19 protein-coding genes are annotated in these 17,413 nt (G+C 66.0%); all 19 read left to right on the forward strand.

Annotated elements, in window-relative coordinates; genetic code table 11:
- Positions 1–5: 5 nt before the first annotated feature.
- The 19 genes from FHR95_RS07795 to FHR95_RS07885 all read left to right on the forward strand — a co-directional run bounded on the left by FHR95_RS07795 (position 6) and on the right by FHR95_RS07885 (position 17,398).
- Positions 6–521 (forward strand): Lrp/AsnC family transcriptional regulator, encoded by a 516-nt coding sequence (locus FHR95_RS07795; RefSeq protein ID WP_183313981.1) that lies wholly within the window; start codon positions 6–8, stop codon positions 519–521.
- Entirely contained in the window at positions 518–1,051 is a 534-nt protein-coding gene (gene ahbB / locus FHR95_RS07800; RefSeq protein WP_183313982.1) for a siroheme decarboxylase subunit beta, read from the forward strand. Before FHR95_RS07795 ends, ahbB (FHR95_RS07800) begins: the two co-directional genes overlap by 4 nt.
- A complete protein-coding gene (locus FHR95_RS07805; protein WP_183313983.1) occupies positions 1,048–1,506 on the forward strand; it encodes an Lrp/AsnC family transcriptional regulator in 459 nt (152 codons plus the stop codon). The genes ahbB (FHR95_RS07800) and FHR95_RS07805 overlap by 4 nt, the downstream gene beginning before the upstream one ends.
- On the forward strand, positions 1,481–2,062 hold the full coding sequence (ahbB, locus tag FHR95_RS07810; RefSeq protein ID WP_183313984.1) for a siroheme decarboxylase subunit beta: 582 nt from the start codon (positions 1,481–1,483) through the stop codon (positions 2,060–2,062). The genes FHR95_RS07805 and ahbB (FHR95_RS07810) overlap by 26 nt, the downstream gene beginning before the upstream one ends.
- 51 nt (positions 2,063–2,113) lie before the next feature.
- Positions 2,114–3,331, forward strand: coding sequence for a heme d1 biosynthesis radical SAM protein NirJ (nirJ, locus tag FHR95_RS07815; protein WP_183313985.1), 1,218 nt, complete (start codon positions 2,114–2,116; stop codon positions 3,329–3,331).
- A 20-nt stretch (positions 3,332–3,351) separates the two neighbouring features.
- Positions 3,352–4,200 (forward strand): uroporphyrinogen-III C-methyltransferase, encoded by an 849-nt coding sequence (gene cobA / locus FHR95_RS07820; RefSeq protein WP_183313986.1) that lies wholly within the window; start codon positions 3,352–3,354, stop codon positions 4,198–4,200.
- On the forward strand, positions 4,197–5,780 hold the full coding sequence (locus tag FHR95_RS07825) for a cytochrome D1 domain-containing protein (RefSeq protein ID WP_343065198.1): 1,584 nt from the start codon (positions 4,197–4,199) through the stop codon (positions 5,778–5,780). The genes cobA and FHR95_RS07825 overlap by 4 nt, the downstream gene beginning before the upstream one ends.
- A 96-nt stretch (positions 5,781–5,876) precedes the next feature.
- Positions 5,877–7,091, forward strand: a complete 1,215-nt coding sequence (locus FHR95_RS07830; RefSeq protein ID WP_183313987.1) for an NnrS family protein — start codon at positions 5,877–5,879, stop codon at positions 7,089–7,091.
- A 21-nt stretch (positions 7,092–7,112) separates the two neighbouring features.
- Positions 7,113–7,502, forward strand: a complete 390-nt coding sequence (locus FHR95_RS07835; protein ID WP_221199261.1) for a SirB2 family protein — start codon at positions 7,113–7,115, stop codon at positions 7,500–7,502.
- Between the two features lie 62 nt (positions 7,503–7,564).
- Entirely contained in the window at positions 7,565–7,882 is a 318-nt protein-coding gene (locus FHR95_RS07840) for a carboxymuconolactone decarboxylase family protein (protein ID WP_183313988.1), read from the forward strand.
- 128 nt (positions 7,883–8,010) lie between these two features.
- On the forward strand, positions 8,011–9,039 hold the full coding sequence (locus FHR95_RS07845; RefSeq protein WP_183313989.1) for an amino acid ABC transporter substrate-binding protein: 1,029 nt from the start codon (positions 8,011–8,013) through the stop codon (positions 9,037–9,039).
- 81 nt (positions 9,040–9,120) lie between these two features.
- Complete coding sequence (locus tag FHR95_RS07850; protein ID WP_040183461.1) at positions 9,121–10,299, forward strand: amino acid ABC transporter permease; 1,179 nt, start codon at positions 9,121–9,123, stop codon at positions 10,297–10,299.
- 1 nt (position 10,300) lies between these two features.
- On the forward strand, positions 10,301–11,410 hold the full coding sequence (locus FHR95_RS07855) for an amino acid ABC transporter permease (protein ID WP_181243509.1): 1,110 nt from the start codon (positions 10,301–10,303) through the stop codon (positions 11,408–11,410).
- Positions 11,411–11,468: 58 nt separating this feature from the next.
- The gene (locus tag FHR95_RS07860) at positions 11,469–12,197 is read left to right on the forward strand and encodes an amino acid ABC transporter ATP-binding protein (protein ID WP_183314094.1); all 729 of its coding nucleotides are present in this window, start codon (positions 11,469–11,471) and stop codon (positions 12,195–12,197) included.
- Between the two features lie 190 nt (positions 12,198–12,387).
- Positions 12,388–12,840, forward strand: coding sequence for a c-type cytochrome (locus FHR95_RS07865; protein WP_040183459.1), 453 nt, complete (start codon positions 12,388–12,390; stop codon positions 12,838–12,840).
- 69 nt (positions 12,841–12,909) lie between these two features.
- Positions 12,910–14,265 carry a cbb3-type cytochrome c oxidase subunit I gene (locus FHR95_RS07870; protein ID WP_040183458.1) on the forward strand — a complete coding sequence of 452 codons (1,356 nt, stop codon included), beginning with the start codon at positions 12,910–12,912 and terminating at the stop codon, positions 14,263–14,265.
- Between the two features lie 57 nt (positions 14,266–14,322).
- Positions 14,323–15,135: a CbbQ/NirQ/NorQ/GpvN family protein gene (locus FHR95_RS07875; RefSeq protein WP_040183457.1), complete on the forward strand. Its 813-nt coding sequence runs from the start codon at positions 14,323–14,325 to the stop codon at positions 15,133–15,135.
- A gap of 70 nt (positions 15,136–15,205) precedes the next feature.
- Entirely contained in the window at positions 15,206–17,152 is a 1,947-nt protein-coding gene (locus FHR95_RS07880; RefSeq protein ID WP_183313990.1) for a nitric oxide reductase activation protein NorD, read from the forward strand.
- A gap of 36 nt (positions 17,153–17,188) precedes the next feature.
- A complete protein-coding gene (locus FHR95_RS07885; protein ID WP_183313991.1) occupies positions 17,189–17,398 on the forward strand; it encodes a hypothetical protein in 210 nt (69 codons plus the stop codon).
- The last annotated feature ends 15 nt before the right edge of the window (positions 17,399–17,413 follow it).

The raw sequence follows: 17,413 nt of genomic DNA on the forward strand, positions 1-17,413 counted from the left end.
TGCCGATGCATTGCCAAGCCCCGTATTGCCAGGTTCAAGAGCTCGACATCCTGGACCGCCGCCTGATCGATAGCTATCAGCGTGGCCTGCCGGTCTGTACCCGACCCTTTCACACCGTGGCCGAGCGCCTGGGCACCTGCGAGGCCGAGGTGATCGCGCGCCTGGAGCGGCTGCAGTCGCTGGGCGTGCTCAGCCGCGTGGGGCCGGTTTTCGACCATGCCCGAGCCGGTGCCAGCCTGCTCGCCGCCGTGGCCGTGCCTGAGGCTGAGCGTGATGCCTTCGCAGAGCTCATCAACGCCGCTCCCGGCGTCAACCACAACTATGCCCGTGAAGATCCGGCCCGCGAGCACGGCTTCAACCTCTGGTTCGTGATGACCGCGCCCGACGAGCCCGAACTCGAGGCGCGCCTCGATGACCTGGAAGCCCGCCTGGGGCTGCCGATCCTGCGTCTGCCGATGCTGGAGGGCTTCCATATCGACCTTTCCTTCCCGATTCCCTGGGCCGAACTGGAGCGCACATGAGCATCGCCACCCCGCAGCCTCTCGAGACCGCCGACGCGCCCGGCGAGTCGGACGCCCACCGCCGCCTGCGCGCCCTGTTGGAGCAGGGGCTACCGCTCACCCCGCGGCCCTGGCAGGCCCTGGCCGAGCAGGCGGGTCTTGCCGAAGAGGAGGTGATGGCCTGCGTGCGTCGCTGGCAGGCCGACGGCATGATCAAGCGCCTGGGGCTGGTGGTGCGCCATCGCCGTCTGGGGATCCAGGCCAATGCCATGGTGGTGTGGGACGTGCCCGACGAGCGGGTCGCCCTGGTAGGCCGCCGGCTCGCCCGGGAAACCGCGGTAACGCTCTGCTACCGACGTCCGCGGCGGCTGCCCGACTGGCCCTACAACCTCTTCTGCATGATCCATGGCACGCGTCGCGAGCGGGTGCTGACGGAGCTCGAGGGCATCGTCGAGCGGCTGGGCCTGGACGCGCTGGAACACCGCGTGCTGTTCAGTACCCACGCCTACCGCCAGCGCGGTGGACGCTATGTGCGAGAGGGGGCGGCATGACCCTTGATGACTTGGACGACATCGACCGTCGCCTGATCAACCGACTGCAGGATGGCCTGCCCTTGGTGGCGCGCCCCTATGCCGCCGTGGCCGATGAGTTGGAGGTCGCCGAGGGCGACCTGCTCTATCGCCTGGAGCGCCTGCGAGAGGGCGGGGTGCTGAGCCGTTTCGGCCCCATGTACCACGCCGAACGGCTGGGGGGTGGCCTGACCCTGGCGGCGCTGGCCGTACCCGAGGCCGACTTCGAGCGGGTCATTGATGCGGTCAACGCCTTCCCCGAGGTGGCCCACAACTATCGCCGCGAGCACGAACTCAACATGTGGTTCGTGCTGGCCACCGAGACGCCCGAGGCTATCGACACGGCCATCGCCGGCATCGAGGCGGCCACCGGCCTGCCGGTCTACAACATGCCCAAGGAGGAGGAGTTCCATGTCCGTCTCCACCTGCCCGTCTAGCCCGGTCTCGAGCCGCGATGTTCAGGCGTGCGAGCCCCGTGAGCTTGACGCTGTAGACCGCGCCATCGTGCTGGCCACGCAGGCCGGTCTGCCGTTGGTCCCCGACCCGTGGGGCGCGGTGGGTCGCGAGGTCGGCCTGAGCGGCGAGGCGGTGCTCGAGCGCATGCAGGCGATGCAGGCTCGCGGCGTGATTCGCCGCGTTGCGGCGGTGCCCAACCATTATCGACTCGGCTATGTGGCCAACGGCATGACGGTGTGGAACGTGGACGACGCCCATGTTGCGCGGCTGGGCCGCGAGGTGGCGGCACTCGAAGGGGTCAGCCACTGCTATCGCCGCCCGCGCCACCTGCCCCACTGGCCCTACAACCTCTTTGCCATGCTCCACGGCCGCAGCCACGACGAGGTCGAGCGCCAGGCGTCGGTGCTGCGCGAGTGCCTGGGCGAGGCGTGTCGCGACCACCGCATCCTCTACAGTTCGCGAATCCTCAAGAAGACCGGGCTACGCCTGGCCGGCAGTCGGCCGGGCGCTGCGTCGGATATCGAACGGCGGGGGTGAGTCGCGTCCGTCGCGATGACTCAGCCCAGCCCACCCCAGCAGGAGAACGCCATGTTCCGCGTCACCCGCTATATCAAGAGCCTGATGGAACCGGCCCCGGTGCCGCCGGCGCGCAAGCCGCCCGGCCCGGTGGTGATCTGGAACCTGATTCGCCGCTGCAACCTGACCTGCAAGCACTGCTACACCACCTCGGCAGATATCGACTTTGCCGGCGAGCTGTCCACCGCCGAGGCCCACGCGGTGCTCGATGACCTGCACGGCTTTCGGGTGCCGGCGCTGATCCTCTCCGGCGGCGAGCCGCTGATGCGTCCCGACATCTTCGAGCTCTCGCATCGCTCCCGCGAACTGGGTATCTACACCGGCCTCTCCACCAACGGCACCCTGATCACCGAGGCGAACATCGATCAAATCGCCGAGGTCGGCTACGACTACGTGGGGATCAGCATCGACGGCCTGGAGGCGACCCATGACGTCATCCGCCAGCGGAAGGGCGCCTTTCGCGAGTCGATGCACGCGGTGAGGCTGTGCAAGGAGCGCGGCATCAAGGTCGGACTGCGCTTCACCCTGACGCGCGAGAACTACGAGCAGCTCGGTGACATCCTGGCGCTGCTCGAGGAGCACGACGTCGACAAGTTCTACCTCTCGCACCTCAACTATGGCGGCCGCGGCCGGCGCCACAGCAAGCAGGACGCCTGGTATCGCATGACCCGCGATGCCATGACCCGGCTGTTCGATCACTGCCGCGATGAACTCGAGCGCGGCGTGGAGCGCGAGTACGTTACCGGCAACAATGATGCCGACGGTCCCTTCCTGCTGATGTGGGCCTGGGAGCACTTCCCCGAGCAGGCCCCGGCGCTGGAGCAGCGGCTGACCAACTGGGGCGGCAATGCCTCCGGCGAGAACATCGCCAACATCGACAACCTGGGCAATGTCCATCCCGACACCTTCTGGTGGGACCACGACCTGGGTAGTGTCCGTGAGCGGCCTTTCTCCGCGATCTGGCGAGATACCCAAGATCCCATGATGTTGGGCATGCGCCAGCGCCCGCGACCGGTCAAGGGGCGCTGCGGCGAGTGCCGCTACTTGGCGATCTGCAATGGCAATACCCGGGTGCGCGCCTGGAAGGTCAGCGGCGACCCCTGGGAAGAGGATCCCGGCTGCTATCTGACCAACCAGGAGATCGGGGTTGCCGACGAGAGCGAGCGCCGTATCTCTGCCCCCTATGTCTCCCCACCCTATGAGGCCATCCAGGCCGTCGAAATCCCGTAAGGCTTGCGAGGAGCTCCGCCATGCCGTCACGTCGCATTTCCTATGATCTCGCCGAGTCTCCCCTGGCCCCCGGCGAGGTGGCCATCGTCGGTGCCGGGCCCGGTGACCCCGGCCTTCTGACCCTGCGTGCCCTGTCGCTGCTCGAACAGGCCGACTGCCTGGTCTTCGACCGCCTGGTCTCCAAGGAGGTGCTGGCCCTGGCAAACCCCAAGGCCCGGCGCTTCTACGTGGGCAAGGCCTCGCGCTGTCATGCCCTGACCCAGGACGAGACCAATGCCCTGCTGGTTCGTCTGGCCGAGGAGGGCAAGCGGGTGGTGCGCCTCAAGGGCGGCGACCCTTACATCTTCGGTCGCGGCGGCGAGGAGGCCGAGGAGCTGATCGGCCACGGCATCCACTTTCGGGTGGTGCCGGGCATCACTTCCGCCCAGGGCTGTGCGGCCTACGGCGGCTTCCCGCTGACCCATCGCGACCATGCCCAGAGCGTCACCTTCGTTACCGGCCACTGCAAGGGTGACGGCGACCTGGCCCTGGACTGGACGTCGCTGGCGGTGCCACATCACACGGCGGTCTTTTACATGGGGCTGGCCAACGCCGAGCTGATCAGTCGGCAGCTGCAGAATCACGGCCTGCCCGCAGACCACCCGGTCGCCCTGGTGGAGCGGGGGACCACTCCCGAGCAGCGCCAGGTGATTACCTGCCTGGGCGAGCTGGTCGAGACCATCGCCCGGGAGGGGCTGAAGCCACCCACCCTGATCGTGGTCGGCGAGGTGGTGCGCCTGGCCGACACCCTGGCTCAGCCAGCTCCCGAGGAGCCGACCTTCGCCGAGGGCGAGACCCTGGAACTGGTGCCGGAGCGGATTGCCCTGTGAAACGCGTCATATTTCCCGGAATGTCACGGCGGGTCCTGTCGGCGGCGCTGCTGGTCGCGGCTATCGCGCCGGTCGTGGCCGATGAACCCCGTGCGCTCTATCAGGCCCAGTGTGCGTCCTGCCATGGCGAGCAGCGTCTGGGCGGTATTGGCCCGGCGCTACTGCCGGGCAACCTCTCGCGCCTCACCCCACAGGCCGCTGAGGCGGTGATCCGCGACGGTCGACCGGCCAGCCAGATGCCGGCCTTCGGCGATCAGCTCGATGAGGCGGACATCACCTCACTGGCCGAGTGGATCTACCGTCCGCCCGAGGTCGAACCCCGCTGGGGGCGTGACGAGATCCTCGCCAGCCACGAGGTCATCCATCCGGATGGGTCACTGCCGGATGTGCCGCGCTTCGACGCCGACCCGCTCAACCTGTTCATCGTGGTGGAGACCGGCGATCACCATGCCAGCCTGCTCGACGGCGATACTTTCGAGCGTCTCCATCGCTTCGAGACGCGCTATGCCTTGCATGGTGGGCCCAAGTTCACACCCGACGGTCGCCATGTCTTCTTCGGCTCCCGGGACGGCTGGATCACCAAGTACGACATCTACAACATGGAGGTGGTGGCCGAGGTGCGCGCGGGCATCAACATGCGCAATATCGCCGTCTCCGGCGACGGTCGCTACGTGATGGCCGCCAACTACCTGCCTCATAGCCTGGTCCTGTTCGACGCCCACAACCTGGACCTGATGAAGGTCTATCCGGTGGTGAGCGAAGAGGGCGAGAGTTCGCGGGTCAGCGCCGTCTATGCCGCGCCGCCGCGGGGCAGCTTCATCGCCGCGCTCAAGGATCTCGAGGAGGTGTGGGAGATTCCCTGGCCGCTACCCGCCGAGCCGGTGGTCTCCACCGGTCATATGGCGACGCCGCTTGAGCAGCACCGCGGGCATGACACGCCGAACTTCCAGGTGCGGCGCATCGCGGTGCCCGACTACCTGGACGACTTCTTCTTCGACCTCGAGTACGACCACGTGATCGGCGCCTCCCGAGGTAGTGAGAGTGACGGCCAGGGCGGCATGGTGATCAACCTGGATAGCGGCGAGAAGGTGGCCGACCTTCCGCTCGAGGGGATGCCCCATCTCGGGTCGGGCATTACCTGGGAGCACGAAGGGCGTCGCGTCATGGCCACGCCCCACCTGACGCGCGCAGCGGTCTCGATCATCGACATGACGGACTGGTCGGTGATCAAGACCCTAGAGACCGACGGCCCCGGCTTCTTCATGCGCAGCCACGCCAACTCGCCCTTCGTCTGGGCGGACGTCTTCTTCGGCCCCAACCGCGACCGGGTGCACGTCATCGACAAGGCGAGCCTCGAGATCGTCGAGACGCTGATCCCCGAGCCCGGCAAGACCGCTGCCCACGTGGAGTTCGACCGCCATGGCGACAAGCTGCTGCTCAGCCTCTGGGAGGAGGATGGCGCGGTGATCGTCTATGACGGCGATACCCTGGAGGAGGAGCAACGCATTCCCATGAGCAAGCCCTCCGGCAAGTACAACGTCTGGAACAAGACGCGGTATGAGGAGGGCACCAGCCACTGAGACACCATAAGAAGTATTCTTGATACCTGTCATGGAAGGCGCGTCGGGAGTGGGGCACAATGGCCATAACCTAGTGTTTTAGTCAGGTATGGCGCCATGCAATCGACCTCCTCTTCCGCCGTTCGCTCCTCCACGCTGTCGCGCCTGCCGTTGGCGCGACTGGCGTTCCGGCCCTTCTTCCTGCTGGCCGCGCTGTTCAGTGTGCTCTCGCTGGGGGTGTGGTTCGCCTTCTGGCATGGCGATATCCTGCTGCGCCCCGTTGGCGGGCTGATGTTCTGGCACCAGCACGAGATGCTGTTCGGTTTCGTCGCCGCCGTGGTGGCCGGTTTTCTGCTCACCGCCGTGCAGAACTGGACCGGGCTGTCCAGCATTAAAGGCGGCCCTCTGCTGGCGCTGGTCGGGGTCTGGCTGGCCGGGCGAATCCTGATGGCCTTTCCCATGGGCCTGCCAGCCTGGCTGCCGGCGCTGGTCGACCTGGCGTTCCTGCCGCTGGTGGCGGGCGTCGTGGCGCGATTGGTGATCGCCGCCAAGCGCTGGCGCAATCTGGTGTTCCTTCCCGCCCTGGGGCTGCTGGTCCTGGCCAACCTGGCCATGCATCTCGGGGTGCTGAACGGCAACGCCGAGCTGATTCGCCAGGCTGCCTACCTGGCGGTGCTGCTGGTCACCCTGCTAATGGTGGTGGTGGGCGGTCGGGTGATCGCCATGTTCACCGCCAACCGCCTGGGGTTGACCCGCAAGCCGCCGATCCCGGCCCTGGAGACCCTGAGCCTGGGCAGCATGATGGCGGTGGTGCTGGGCCAACTGCTGGTGATGCTCGGCGTGGCGGTGCCCGCTCCCCTGCTGGCCGCCCTGATGGGCCTGGCCGCCCTGGCCAACGCCGTGCGCCTGTCGCGCTGGGGAGGGCTGCATAGCTGGCGCGAGCCGCTGCTCTGGGGGCTGCACCTGAGCTATGCCTTCATCCCCCTGGGCCTGGCCATGTGGTCGCTGGCACTGTTCACCGGCGACCGCGCCGACGCCGCGCTGCACGCCCTGACCATCGGCGGCATGGGGACCATGATGCTGGCGATGATGTCGCGGGTCTCGCTGGGCCATACGGCGCGTCCCATTCGTACCCTGCCGGGTATCGGGGTGGCGCTGGGACTGATGGTTGCCGCGGCCCTGCTGCGCTCGCCGGTGCTGGCGCTCTTCCCGCAGATCACCCACTGGACCTACAACCTGGGCATCATCTTCTGGTGCCTGGCCTACCTGATCTTCCTGTTCCACTATGTGGGGCCCCTGCTGTCGGCCCGAGCCGACGGCAAGGACGGCTAGGCACGATCCGGAGCGCGCGCCATGATCGAACACTATGCGCTTATCAAGCACCTTCACGTCACTGCCGCCTCCCTGAGTCTGCTCTTCTTCATGCTGAGGGCCTGGTGGTCGGTGCGCGAGGCGGCGGTGCTCAAGGCGCGCTGGGTGAGGGTGGTGCCGCATCTTATCGATACCACCCTGCTGGTACTGGGCGTGGTGCTGATGGTAATGCTCTCGCTGTGGCCCCATCAGCATCCCTGGCTGGCCGCCAAGCTGATCGCCTTGCTGGCCTATATCGGCCTGGGTACGCTGGCGATCAAGCGCGGCCGGACACCGCGGGCGAGAGCCATTGCCGCCCTGGCAGCGGTCCTCACCTTCGCCTACATGTTGGGCGCGGCCATCCGTCATAGCCCGCTTTCCTGGCTGGCGTGATGCAGTGGGCGTCGTGGCTCGCCTACACTGTTCTGACCACTCTTCCGAAGAAGGATAATCTCATGTCGAAACAGGACCTTCCCTCCGGCGCCGGCGAGGTAGCCGAGCAGTATCCCGATGTCTGGAACGCCTACGCCGAGCTGGGCCGCGTCTGTGCCGAAGCCGGTCCGCTGGACGCGCGCACCCGCCGCCTGGTCAAGCTGGCGCTGGCCGTGGGCGCGCGCTCCGAGGGCGCCGTGCACTCGCATGTGCGCCGCGGCCTGGAGGAGGGCGAGTCCGCCGAAGCGCTCAAGCAGGTGGCCATGCTGGCCATCCCCACGCTTGGGCTGCCCAGCGGTGTCGCGGCCCTGACCTGGATCGAGGACATTACCGAATCCTGATCCCCCCGGCGGCCCTCGGGTCGCTGGGACAAGCGTTTAATCTCTTTCTGGCGCCACGACGCAGAGGTCTGTTAGTTTCAAAGTCGTTGCCTTAGCAATCTTTGACATAACAGACCTGGAGTCGTTTCATGCGGTACAACAACAAGACACTGCTCTCTTTTTCTGCTGCCGCGCTCTGCGTTGGCATGATCTCATCCGCCTCGGCGGCGACACTGGACGAAGTCAAGGAGCGTGGCGAGCTTCGCTGTGGCGTCAACGTGGGCCTTTCCGGGTTCTCATCGCCCGACCAGGAGGGCACCTGGCAGGGGCTCGATGTGGAGACCTGCCGGGGTATCGCTGCTGCGGTGCTAGGAGACGCGGACGCGGTCTCCTTCACGCCGCTGACGGCCAAGGAGCGCTTCACCGCCCTGCAGTCCGGCGAAATCGACGTCCTGTCGCGCAATACCACCTGGACCGCGACGCGCGACAATTCGCTGGGCCTGAACTTCACCGCCACGACCTTCTATGACGGCCAGGGGTTCATGGTGGCCAAGGATCTGGGCATCGAGGGCCCCGAGCAGTTCGATGGCGCCTCGATCTGCATCCAGTCCGGTACCACCCACGAGCTCAACCTGGCTGACTACTTCCCCTCCCGCGGCATCGATATCCAGACCGTGACCTTCGATACCCCCGATCAGACCGCCCAGGGGTTCGCCAGCGGCCGCTGCGATATCCTGACCTCCGATACCTCCCAGCTCAGCGCCCTGCGCCTGCAGCTTCCCGAGCCGGACAGTGTCGAGATTCTCGAGACGCTGATCTCCAAGGAGCCCCTCGGTCCCGTGGTGCGCCAGGGCGATGACCAGTGGCTGGATATCGTTCAGTGGTCGATCTTTGCCATGATCAATGCCGAGGAACTCGGCGTGAACCGCGACAACGTCGACGACATGCAGGCCAACCCGTCCAATCCCCAGGTGGCACGCCTGCTGGGTGTGGATGGCAACTACGGCGAGCAGCTGGGAGTCGACAAGGACTGGTCCTACCAGATCATCAAGCAGGTGGGGAACTACGGTGAGGTGTTCGCCAGCACGGTGGGCACTGACTCCCCCATGCAGATCAGCCGCGGCGTGAATGCGCTGTGGGACGAAGGCGGCATCCTTTACGCTCCGCCGATTCGCTGATCCATCCTGAACGTCCAATGACGGGGCACCACGCATGGCGACATGCGTGGTGCCGCTTCGGGTACGTCTGCGAGGCTCGATATGCTGCGTTCTTCTTCACGGGAGCAGGGGCCGCTGTGGCGTGACCCCACCTTCCGCGCCCTGCTGGTGCAGGGCATCCTGCTATTGGCGCTGGGAGCATTCATCGTCATGGTGGTGTCGAACACCATGGCCAACCTCGAGGCCCGGGGTATTACCACCGGCTTCGGCTTCCTTCAGGACCGGGCCGGCTTCTCCATTCCCCAGACCCTGATCGAATACTCCGGCGACAGCACCTATGCCCGCACGTTCTTGGTGGGCTTGCTCAATACCCTGCTGGTGTCCGCCATGGGCATCGTGGCGGCGACCCTGATCGGCTTCGCCGTGGGCATTGCCCGGCTGTCGCCCAATTGGCTGCTGGCCCGCCTGGCCACCGCCTATGTGGAGATCTTCCGCAATATTCCGCTGCTGGTGCAGATCCTGTTCTGGTACTTTGCGGTGCTGCAGGCCCTGCCCAGTCCGCGCAACAGCCATTCGCTGTTCGAGGCGATCTTCCTCAACGTGCGTGGCGTGGTGCTCCCCGACCCGCAGCCGCTGAGCGGCTTTGCCGCCACCCCCTGGGCGCTGCTGGTGGCGGTGATCGCTACCTGGGGGCTGGTGCGTTTCGCCAAGCGGCGCCAGGCGCGCACCGGCCGACCGCTACCGGTCTTCAAGCTGGGGGCGCTGTTGCTGATCGGTCTGCCGGCGGTGGTGTTTGTCGCCACGGGCATGCCGCTTGAGTGGTCGATTCCCGAGCTCAAGGGCTTCAATTTCCAGGGTGGCGTGACGGTGCTGCCCGAGCTGATGGCGCTATGGCTGGCGCTCTCCATCTATACGGCCTCCTTCATCGCCGAGATCGTGCGTTCGGGCATTCAGTCGGTGCCCCAGGGGCAGGTCGAGGCCGCGAAGGCGCTGAGCCTGCCCGGCGGTATCATCCTGCGCAAGGTGGTGATACCCCAGGCGATGCGGGTGATCGTGCCGCAGCTGACCAGCCAGCACCTCAACCTGATCAAGAACTCCTCGCTGGCCACCGCCATCGGCTACCCGGATCTGGTCGCGGTATTTGCCGGCACAGCGCTGAACGTGACGGGGCAGGCCATCGAGATCGTTGCCATGACCATGGCCGTCTATCTGCTGATCAACCTGGTGGTGTCGTTGCTGATGAACCTCTACAACGCGCGCACGCTACTCAAGGAGCGCTGAGATGGTGGATACCAACACCGTGACCGAGATGGTCGCCGCGCGCCGCCCGCCCGATCTGCGCCGCGGCATGGTCGGTTGGCTGCGGGCCAATCTCTTCAATACCCCGCTCAATGGCGCCGTTACCATCGTGACCGCCGTGCTGCTGGCCATGTTGCTCTGGCCCGCGCTGCAATGGGCGGTCATTCAGGCCGACTGGCTGGGCAATTCCCGTGAGGCGTGCAGCGGCGAGGGGGCCTGCTGGGTCTTCATCAGTGCCCGCTTCGAGTCGATTGTCTATGGCTTCTACCCCGAGGCGGCGCGCTGGCGGGTGGATCTGGTGTTCCTGCTGATGGCCGTGCTGGTGGCTTGGCTGGTGATTCCACGCCTGCCCGCCAAGCGCTGGGTGGGGCTCTTCGCCATGGTCGCCTTTCCCGTCATTGCCTTCTTTCTGCTGGTAGGGGGCGCGTTCGGGCTGGAACATGTGCCGACCGGCAACTGGGGCGGCGTGATGCTGACCCTGACCATTGCCACTGTGGGGATCGTCGGCTCCTTGCCCATCGGGGTGGTGCTGGCGCTGGGACGGCGTTCGCAGATGCCGCTGGTGCGAGGTTTCTGCGTGGTGTTCATCGAGTTCTGGCGCGGCGTGCCGCTGATCACCGTGCTCTTCATGGCCTCGGTCATGCTGCCGCTGTTCGTGCCCACCCAGGTGGAGTTCGACAAACTTCTTAGGGCCCTGGTGGGCATCATGTTCTTCTGGAGCGCCTACATGGCCGAGGTAGTTCGCGGCGGCCTGCAGGCCGTCCCGAGCGGGCAGGAGGAGGCGGCCAAGGCGATGGGCATGGGCTACTGGCAACGCATGGGACTGATCGTGCTGCCCCAGGCGCTCAAGCTGGTCATCCCCGGCATCGTCAACACCTTCATTGCGCTGTTCAAGGACACTTCGCTGGTGCTGATCATCGGGCTCTTCGATCTGCTGGCGATCATTCGCTCGGGGCTGACCGACAGCGACTGGCTGGGCTTCGCCACCGAGGGCTATGTCTTCGCCGCCCTGGTGTTCTGGGTGTTCTGCTTCAGCATGTCGCGCTACAGCCAGCATATCGAACGGCGCCTGCACACCGGCCACCGCAACTGATTACCACGAAGGGAACCCTGTCATGAACCAGGCAAACACCGCCCGGGCCGATTCGCCCATGATCGAGATCACCGGGCTCAACAAGTGGTATGGCGACTTCCACGTGCTGCGCGACATCGATCTGACGGTGGCGCAGGGCGAACGCATCGTCATCTGCGGCCCCTCCGGCTCGGGCAAGTCGACGCTGATTCGCTGCATCAACCACCTCGAGGAGCATCAGGAAGGGCGCATCGTGGTCAATGGCCTGCCCATGACCCGCGACGTGAAACGCATCGAGCAGATCCGTCGCAACGTCGGCATGGTGTTCCAGCACTTCAATCTCTTTCCCCATCTGAGCGTGCTGGACAACTGCTGCATCTCCCAGACCTGGGTGCAGAAGAAGCCGCGTGCCGAGGCCGAGCGCACGGCGATGGAGATTCTCGAGCGGGTGCAGATTGCCGATCAGGCTCGCAAGTATCCGGGCCAGCTTTCTGGCGGTCAGCAACAGCGGGTGGCCATCGCCCGGGCGCTGTGCATGCAGCCGGAGGTGATGCTCTTCGACGAACCGACGTCGGCGCTGGACCCCGAGATGATCAAGGAGGTGCTCGACGTCATGGTCGAGCTGGCCCGCGAAGGCATGACCATGCTCTGCGTGACCCACGAGATGGGCTTCGCCAAGACCGTGGCCGATCGGGTCATCTTCATGGACCAGGGGCAGATCATCGAGCAAGCGCCTCCCGAGACCTTCTTCAACCATCCCAGATCCGAACGCACCCAGCTGTTCCTCAGTCAGATCCTCGGCCACTGAGCCGTCTCCCGGGCGGCAGCCTGTTCGGCTGTCGCCTGCCTTCCCTTCCCGGAAATTGACCGGCGTCAAAGCCCTACCCCGTGCTCTCCTGCTACGCTTAACAAGTATCTGCTATACATCTTAAAAAGAGATGCAGGGCCGCTTGCCATGAAGGCGGCGGAACTGCCACACGAGCAAGGGGGTATGGTCCATGGCCGATGGTCTCACCAAGTCGGCGGCCCGCAACATCTTCTATGGCGGGTCGCTGTTCTTCTTTCTGCTGTTTGCCGCGCTGACGGCCCACAGCCACTGGTACATGGTCAACACGTCCACCGACAGCGAAGGGCTCACCGAGTCGGTCGTGGAAGGCAAGCACGTCTGGGAAAAGAACATGTGCATCAACTGCCACAGCATCATGGGCGAGGGCGCCTACTTCGCGCCGGAGCTTGGCAATGTCTGGGAGCGCTACGGGGGGCACGATAATCCGGAGGCGGCCCGGGCGGGTCTCGCCGCCTGGATTCGCGCCCAGCCGCTGGGGGCCGAGGGTCGCCGCCAGATGCCGGCCTACGACTTCAGTGACGAGGAGATGAACGCGCTGATCGACTTCCTGGAGTGGACCGACGGTATCGACGACCAGGACTGGCCGCCGCATCCCGCCGGCTGAGTCGCCTGAACGCCGAACCACCGGACCGCCGGATCGCCGGACCGGGATGAATCAAGGAGAACGACACCAATGAAATACGAAACCCAGAAGGTGGCGCTGCCATTCTTCATGGTGGCCATGGCGCTCTTCGCGCTGCAGGTGGTCTTCGGGCTGCTGGCCGCCACCGTCTATGCCTGGCCCAACTTCATGGCCGAGCTGATGCCCTTCAACATCATGCGCGTCAGCCATACCAACCTGCTGATCGTCTGGCTGCTGCTTGGCTTCATGGGCTGCACCTACTACCTGATGCCGGAAGAGGCCGAGCAGGAGATCCACAGTCCGACCATCGCCTACATCCAGCTGGCGATGTTTGCCTTCGCCGGCGCCGCGGCGCTGGTGGGCTACCAGTTCGGGATCCACGAGGGGCGCGAGTTCCTGGAGCAGCCGTTCTGGGTCAAGGTGCTGATCACCATCTCCTTCCTGATGTTCCTGTTCAACACCAGCATGACCCTGCTCAAGGGGCGCCGGACGGCGATCAACCTGGTGCTGATGCTGGGCCTGTGGCTGGCCGCGGTGTTCTGGCTGTTCGCCTTCTATAACCCCAGCAACCTCGCCGTGGACAAGCTCTACTGGTGGTGGGTGGTGCACCTCTGGGTCGAGGGCGTCTGGGAGCTGATCATGGCGGCGCTGCTGGGCTACCTGCTGATCAAGATGACCGGTGTCGACCGCGAAGTGATCGAGAAGTGGCTGTATATCATCGTCGGCCTGTCGCTCTTCTCGGGCCTGCTGGGTACCGGGCACCACTACTACTGGATCGGTGCGCCGAGCTACTGGCAGCCCATCGGCAGCATCTTCTCCACTCTGGAAGTGATCCCCTTCTTCGCCATGGTGGTGTTCGCCTTCACCATGTTCTGGAAAGGCAGCCGTAACCACCCCAACAAGGCCGCCATGCTGTGGGCCCTGGGGTGCCCGACCGTGGCCTTCTTCGGTGCCGGCGTATGGGGCTTCATGCATACCCTGCACTGGATCAACTACTACAGCCACGGCACCCAGGTTACCGCTGCCCACGGCCACCTGGCCTTCTACGGGGCCTACGTGATGCTGATCCTCGGCGTTATCACCTTCGCCATGCCGCAGTTGCGCCGCGTGCAGCCCTATAACCAGGTGCTGAACATGTGGGGCTTCTGGATCATGACCGGTGCCATGTGCTTCATGACCTTCACGCTGACCTTCGCCGGGGTGGTTCAGACCCACCTGCAGCGCGTGCTGGGCATGAACTACATGGAAGTGCAGGACCAGCTCGGTCTCTTCTACCTGATGCGCCTGGGCGCCGGCGTGGCGGTAGCCATCGGGGCGGTGATGTTGCTCTACGCCTTCTTCGGTCCGGCCCGCGAGCAGGTGCCGGCCGGTGGCACCCAGCTGACCGCGGGCCCCGAGCGCACCTGACCACCCGAGGGCCCCACCTGGGGCCCTCTTTCGTTAATCCTCATGGGAGTGATCCTCATGCCCCTTTCCTCCGTGGCCGCCAACGCCAGCGAGCAAGAGGTTCCCTACTATCAGAGCGTCGGCAACGAGTGCGCCATGTTCGAGCAGGCGTTCCAGCAGCGCCTGCCGCTGCTGCTCAAGGGGCCGACCGGCTGCGGCAAGACTCGCTTCGTCAGCCATATGGCGGCCAAGCTGGGCAAGCCACTGTTTACCGTTTCGTGCCACGATGACCTGACCGCCGCCGATCTCACCGGGCGCTACCTGCTGCAGGGCGGCGAGACCCGCTGGGTCGACGGCCCTCTGACGCGCGCCGTTCGCGAGGGCGGCATCTGCTACCTCGACGAGGTGGTCGAGGCGCGCAAGGACGTCACCGTGGTCATGCACCCGCTGACCGACGACCGGCGACTGCTGCCGCTGGAGCGCACCGGCGAGCTGCTCGAAGCGCCGGACGATTTCATGCTGGTGGTTTCCTACAACCCCGGCTACCAGCACATTCTCAAGTCGTTGAAGCCGAGCACCCGACAGCGCTTCGTGGCGATGTCCTTCGACTTTCCTCCGCCCCAGGTAGAGCGCGATATCGTGGCTCGCGAGAGCGGCCTGCCGGCCGACCAGTGCGCTGCCCTGGTCAACCTCGCGGCCAGTCTGCGCGACATGAAGGGCCAGGACCTGGAGGAGGGTGTCTCTACCCGCCTGCTGGTCTACTGCGCCACCCTGATCCGAGCCGGCATGCCGATCCGCGATGCCGCCCGGGCCACCCTGGTGGAGCCGCTCTCCGACGATGCGGACGTCCAGGAAGGGCTGATGGAAGCCATCCAGGCCACCTTCGGTTAATCAGGTATCACATGGAAAAGAGGGAGAAAGGGGGCGTAATTAGCCCCTTTCGATACCCGGGAGCTTGATCATGCTGGACTTTCTTGAGGTCGAGGAGACCGTCGGCCGCTTCTGGCACCGCTGGGCCTCCGGGGCGGCAAGCTATCCGGATCACCCCGAGGCAGCGGTGACCCTCGAGAGCCTGCGCCCCATGCTCGGCGTCTTCTTTCGCGCCGGCGGCGGCGAAGCCGGCCTTGAGGTGGCCGCCATCGCCCGGCGCGGTTCCGCCCACCGGCTGAGCCTGCGTCAGCGCCTGGGGCTCGACGAGGAGGACCTTGACCAGGCCCGCCGCGACGAGGAGAACCTGCTGCTGCCGCCGCGCCTGGCGCTGTTCCCCGAGGCGGCCCTTAACCGCGACCTCTACCTGTGGCTCACCGCCTTCCTGGCCGAGGCCCGGCCGCTGACGCTTTCCGCGGACCCGCTGCAGGCCGATCTGCAGCGCCTGCGCGAGGCGCGGCGCACCGCGCGCGCCGCCCTGGCGCGCTTTCCGGGGCTGACCGATCGCTACGTGCGCCTGTGCGGCGAACTGCTCGCCATTCGTCCGCGGCGCAAGCGTCTGCCGCCCATGGAAGCGGCCCTGGAAGCGGCGCTATGCGCCGAACTGGGTGCTCCCGACCCCGAGGAGGCCTGGGCCACGGCCATGCAGCGCGCCATCCGCGAGGAGACCTTCCCCCTGGACGACTTCCGTGCCCCGCGCGGTTATCGCCCGCCGCTGCCGGTGCCGCTATGGGGCCAGGCGGTGACCCTGGGTACCCGCGACGGCGCCCGCGAGGCCACGGTGGACGACGACGAGGAGCTGGCGTCAGGGCCCTCCGCGCAGGAGGACGACCAGGGCAAGCGCAAGGCCGACCGCCGCGAGCAGGACCAGGCCGACCGCGATGACCCGCTGATGCTCAATAATATGGAGAAGATGCTCTCCTGGGCCGAAATGGTAAACCTCAACCGCCTCGTGGACGACGATGAGGAAGAGGATGCCAAGCAGGCCGCCGACCAGATCGACGAGATCGTGCTCACGCCCAACCGCAAGAAGGCGGCCACCCGGTTCAAGCTCGACCTCGACCTGGCGCCGGACGAGGCCACCGGTGGCCGGCTGAAGGGGCGTCATACCTATCCCGAGTGGAACCATCGCAAGCAGGCCTACCTGCCGGACCACTGCGTAGTGCTCAGCGACGTGCAGAGCGAGGAGGGGGAAGACTGGCGGCCAGACGAGATGACGCGGCGGCGTATCCGCCGCGTTCGCCGCGAATTCGAGGCCCTGCGTCCGCGTCGCGAGATACTGCGCGGCCAGCTGGACGGCAGCGAACTCGACATGGATGCGGTGATTCGCTCGCGCTGCGACCTGGCCGCCACCGGTGAGTCCAGCGATCGGCTCTACCTGGACAGCCGCACCCAGGCCCGCGACCTGGCGGTATCGATCCTGGTCGACGTGTCGCTCTCCACCGAGGCCTGGCTGCAGGATCGCCGGGTACTGGACGTGGCCAAGGAGGCACTGCTGGTGCTGGGCCACGGTCTGGCCGGCTGTGGCGACGACTACGCCATCCACAGCTTCACCTCCCAGCGCCGCCACAAGGTGTGGGTCAATACCCTAAAGGACTTCGATGAGCCCATGGGCGACGGCGTCTCGCGACGCATCGCCGCGCTCAAGCCGGGCTCCTATACCCGCATGGGACCGGCGATCCGTCATCTGTCCGGTCAGCTGGCCGGACGGCCCAACCGGCATCGGCTGCTGCTGCTGCTGACCGACGGCAAGCCCAACGACAACGACTACTACGAGGGGCGCTATGGCATCGAGGACACCCGCAAGGCGGTACTCGAGGCGCGTCGCCAGGAGGTTCGGGTGTTCGGGGTGACCATCGACCGCGAGGCGGGCCGTTACATCCCCCACCTGTTCGGCCGCGGCGGCTATGCCATCGTCCAGCGTCCCGAACATCTCTCGCTGGCGCTGCCGGGCATCTACCGCCAGATCATCGCCAACTGAACCATCGCTAGCCGAGCCCGACGCGAGGAGCCCGCCATGACGACACAAACCCGACTCATCCTCGCCGTGGTGACCTGGGGCCTGGCCGCCATGGCGGTGGTACTGCCACTGGTATGGCTGATCAACAACCGCGACTGGGGCATCGGCCTGATGTTGCTGACGCCCTTTGTGGTCTACGGTCTCATGCGCCTGGGGCGTGCCCTGGAAGGCTGGGCACGCGCCTCATCGCCACCCCCGCGGCCCTGACGAGGGCGATGGGCC

Source organism: Halomonas fontilapidosi (genome assembly GCF_014192285.1).
In the GTDB taxonomy this organism is placed as follows: Bacteria; Pseudomonadota; Gammaproteobacteria; order Pseudomonadales; family Halomonadaceae; genus Halomonas; species Halomonas fontilapidosi.

Coding starts and splice junctions, on each gene's coding strand:
- FHR95_RS07795 (WP_183313981.1), top strand. CDS start 6: ATGCATTGCCAAGCCCCGTATTGCCAGGTTCAAGAGCTCGACATCCTG.
- ahbB (WP_183313982.1), top strand. CDS start 518: ATGAGCATCGCCACCCCGCAGCCTCTCGAGACCGCCGACGCGCCCGGC.
- FHR95_RS07805 (WP_183313983.1), top strand. CDS start 1,048: ATGACCCTTGATGACTTGGACGACATCGACCGTCGCCTGATCAACCGA.
- ahbB (WP_183313984.1), top strand. CDS start 1,481: ATGTCCGTCTCCACCTGCCCGTCTAGCCCGGTCTCGAGCCGCGATGTT.
- nirJ (WP_183313985.1), top strand. CDS start 2,114: ATGTTCCGCGTCACCCGCTATATCAAGAGCCTGATGGAACCGGCCCCG.
- cobA (WP_183313986.1), top strand. CDS start 3,352: ATGCCGTCACGTCGCATTTCCTATGATCTCGCCGAGTCTCCCCTGGCC.
- FHR95_RS07830 (WP_183313987.1), top strand. CDS start 5,877: ATGCAATCGACCTCCTCTTCCGCCGTTCGCTCCTCCACGCTGTCGCGC.
- FHR95_RS07835 (WP_221199261.1), top strand. CDS start 7,113: ATGATCGAACACTATGCGCTTATCAAGCACCTTCACGTCACTGCCGCC.
- FHR95_RS07840 (WP_183313988.1), top strand. CDS start 7,565: ATGTCGAAACAGGACCTTCCCTCCGGCGCCGGCGAGGTAGCCGAGCAG.
- FHR95_RS07845 (WP_183313989.1), top strand. CDS start 8,011: ATGCGGTACAACAACAAGACACTGCTCTCTTTTTCTGCTGCCGCGCTC.
- FHR95_RS07850 (WP_040183461.1), top strand. CDS start 9,121: ATGCTGCGTTCTTCTTCACGGGAGCAGGGGCCGCTGTGGCGTGACCCC.
- FHR95_RS07855 (WP_181243509.1), top strand. CDS start 10,301: ATGGTGGATACCAACACCGTGACCGAGATGGTCGCCGCGCGCCGCCCG.
- FHR95_RS07860 (WP_183314094.1), top strand. CDS start 11,469: ATGATCGAGATCACCGGGCTCAACAAGTGGTATGGCGACTTCCACGTG.
- FHR95_RS07865 (WP_040183459.1), top strand. CDS start 12,388: ATGGCCGATGGTCTCACCAAGTCGGCGGCCCGCAACATCTTCTATGGC.
- FHR95_RS07870 (WP_040183458.1), top strand. CDS start 12,910: ATGAAATACGAAACCCAGAAGGTGGCGCTGCCATTCTTCATGGTGGCC.
- FHR95_RS07875 (WP_040183457.1), top strand. CDS start 14,323: ATGCCCCTTTCCTCCGTGGCCGCCAACGCCAGCGAGCAAGAGGTTCCC.
- FHR95_RS07880 (WP_183313990.1), top strand. CDS start 15,206: ATGCTGGACTTTCTTGAGGTCGAGGAGACCGTCGGCCGCTTCTGGCAC.
- FHR95_RS07885 (WP_183313991.1), top strand. CDS start 17,189: ATGACGACACAAACCCGACTCATCCTCGCCGTGGTGACCTGGGGCCTG.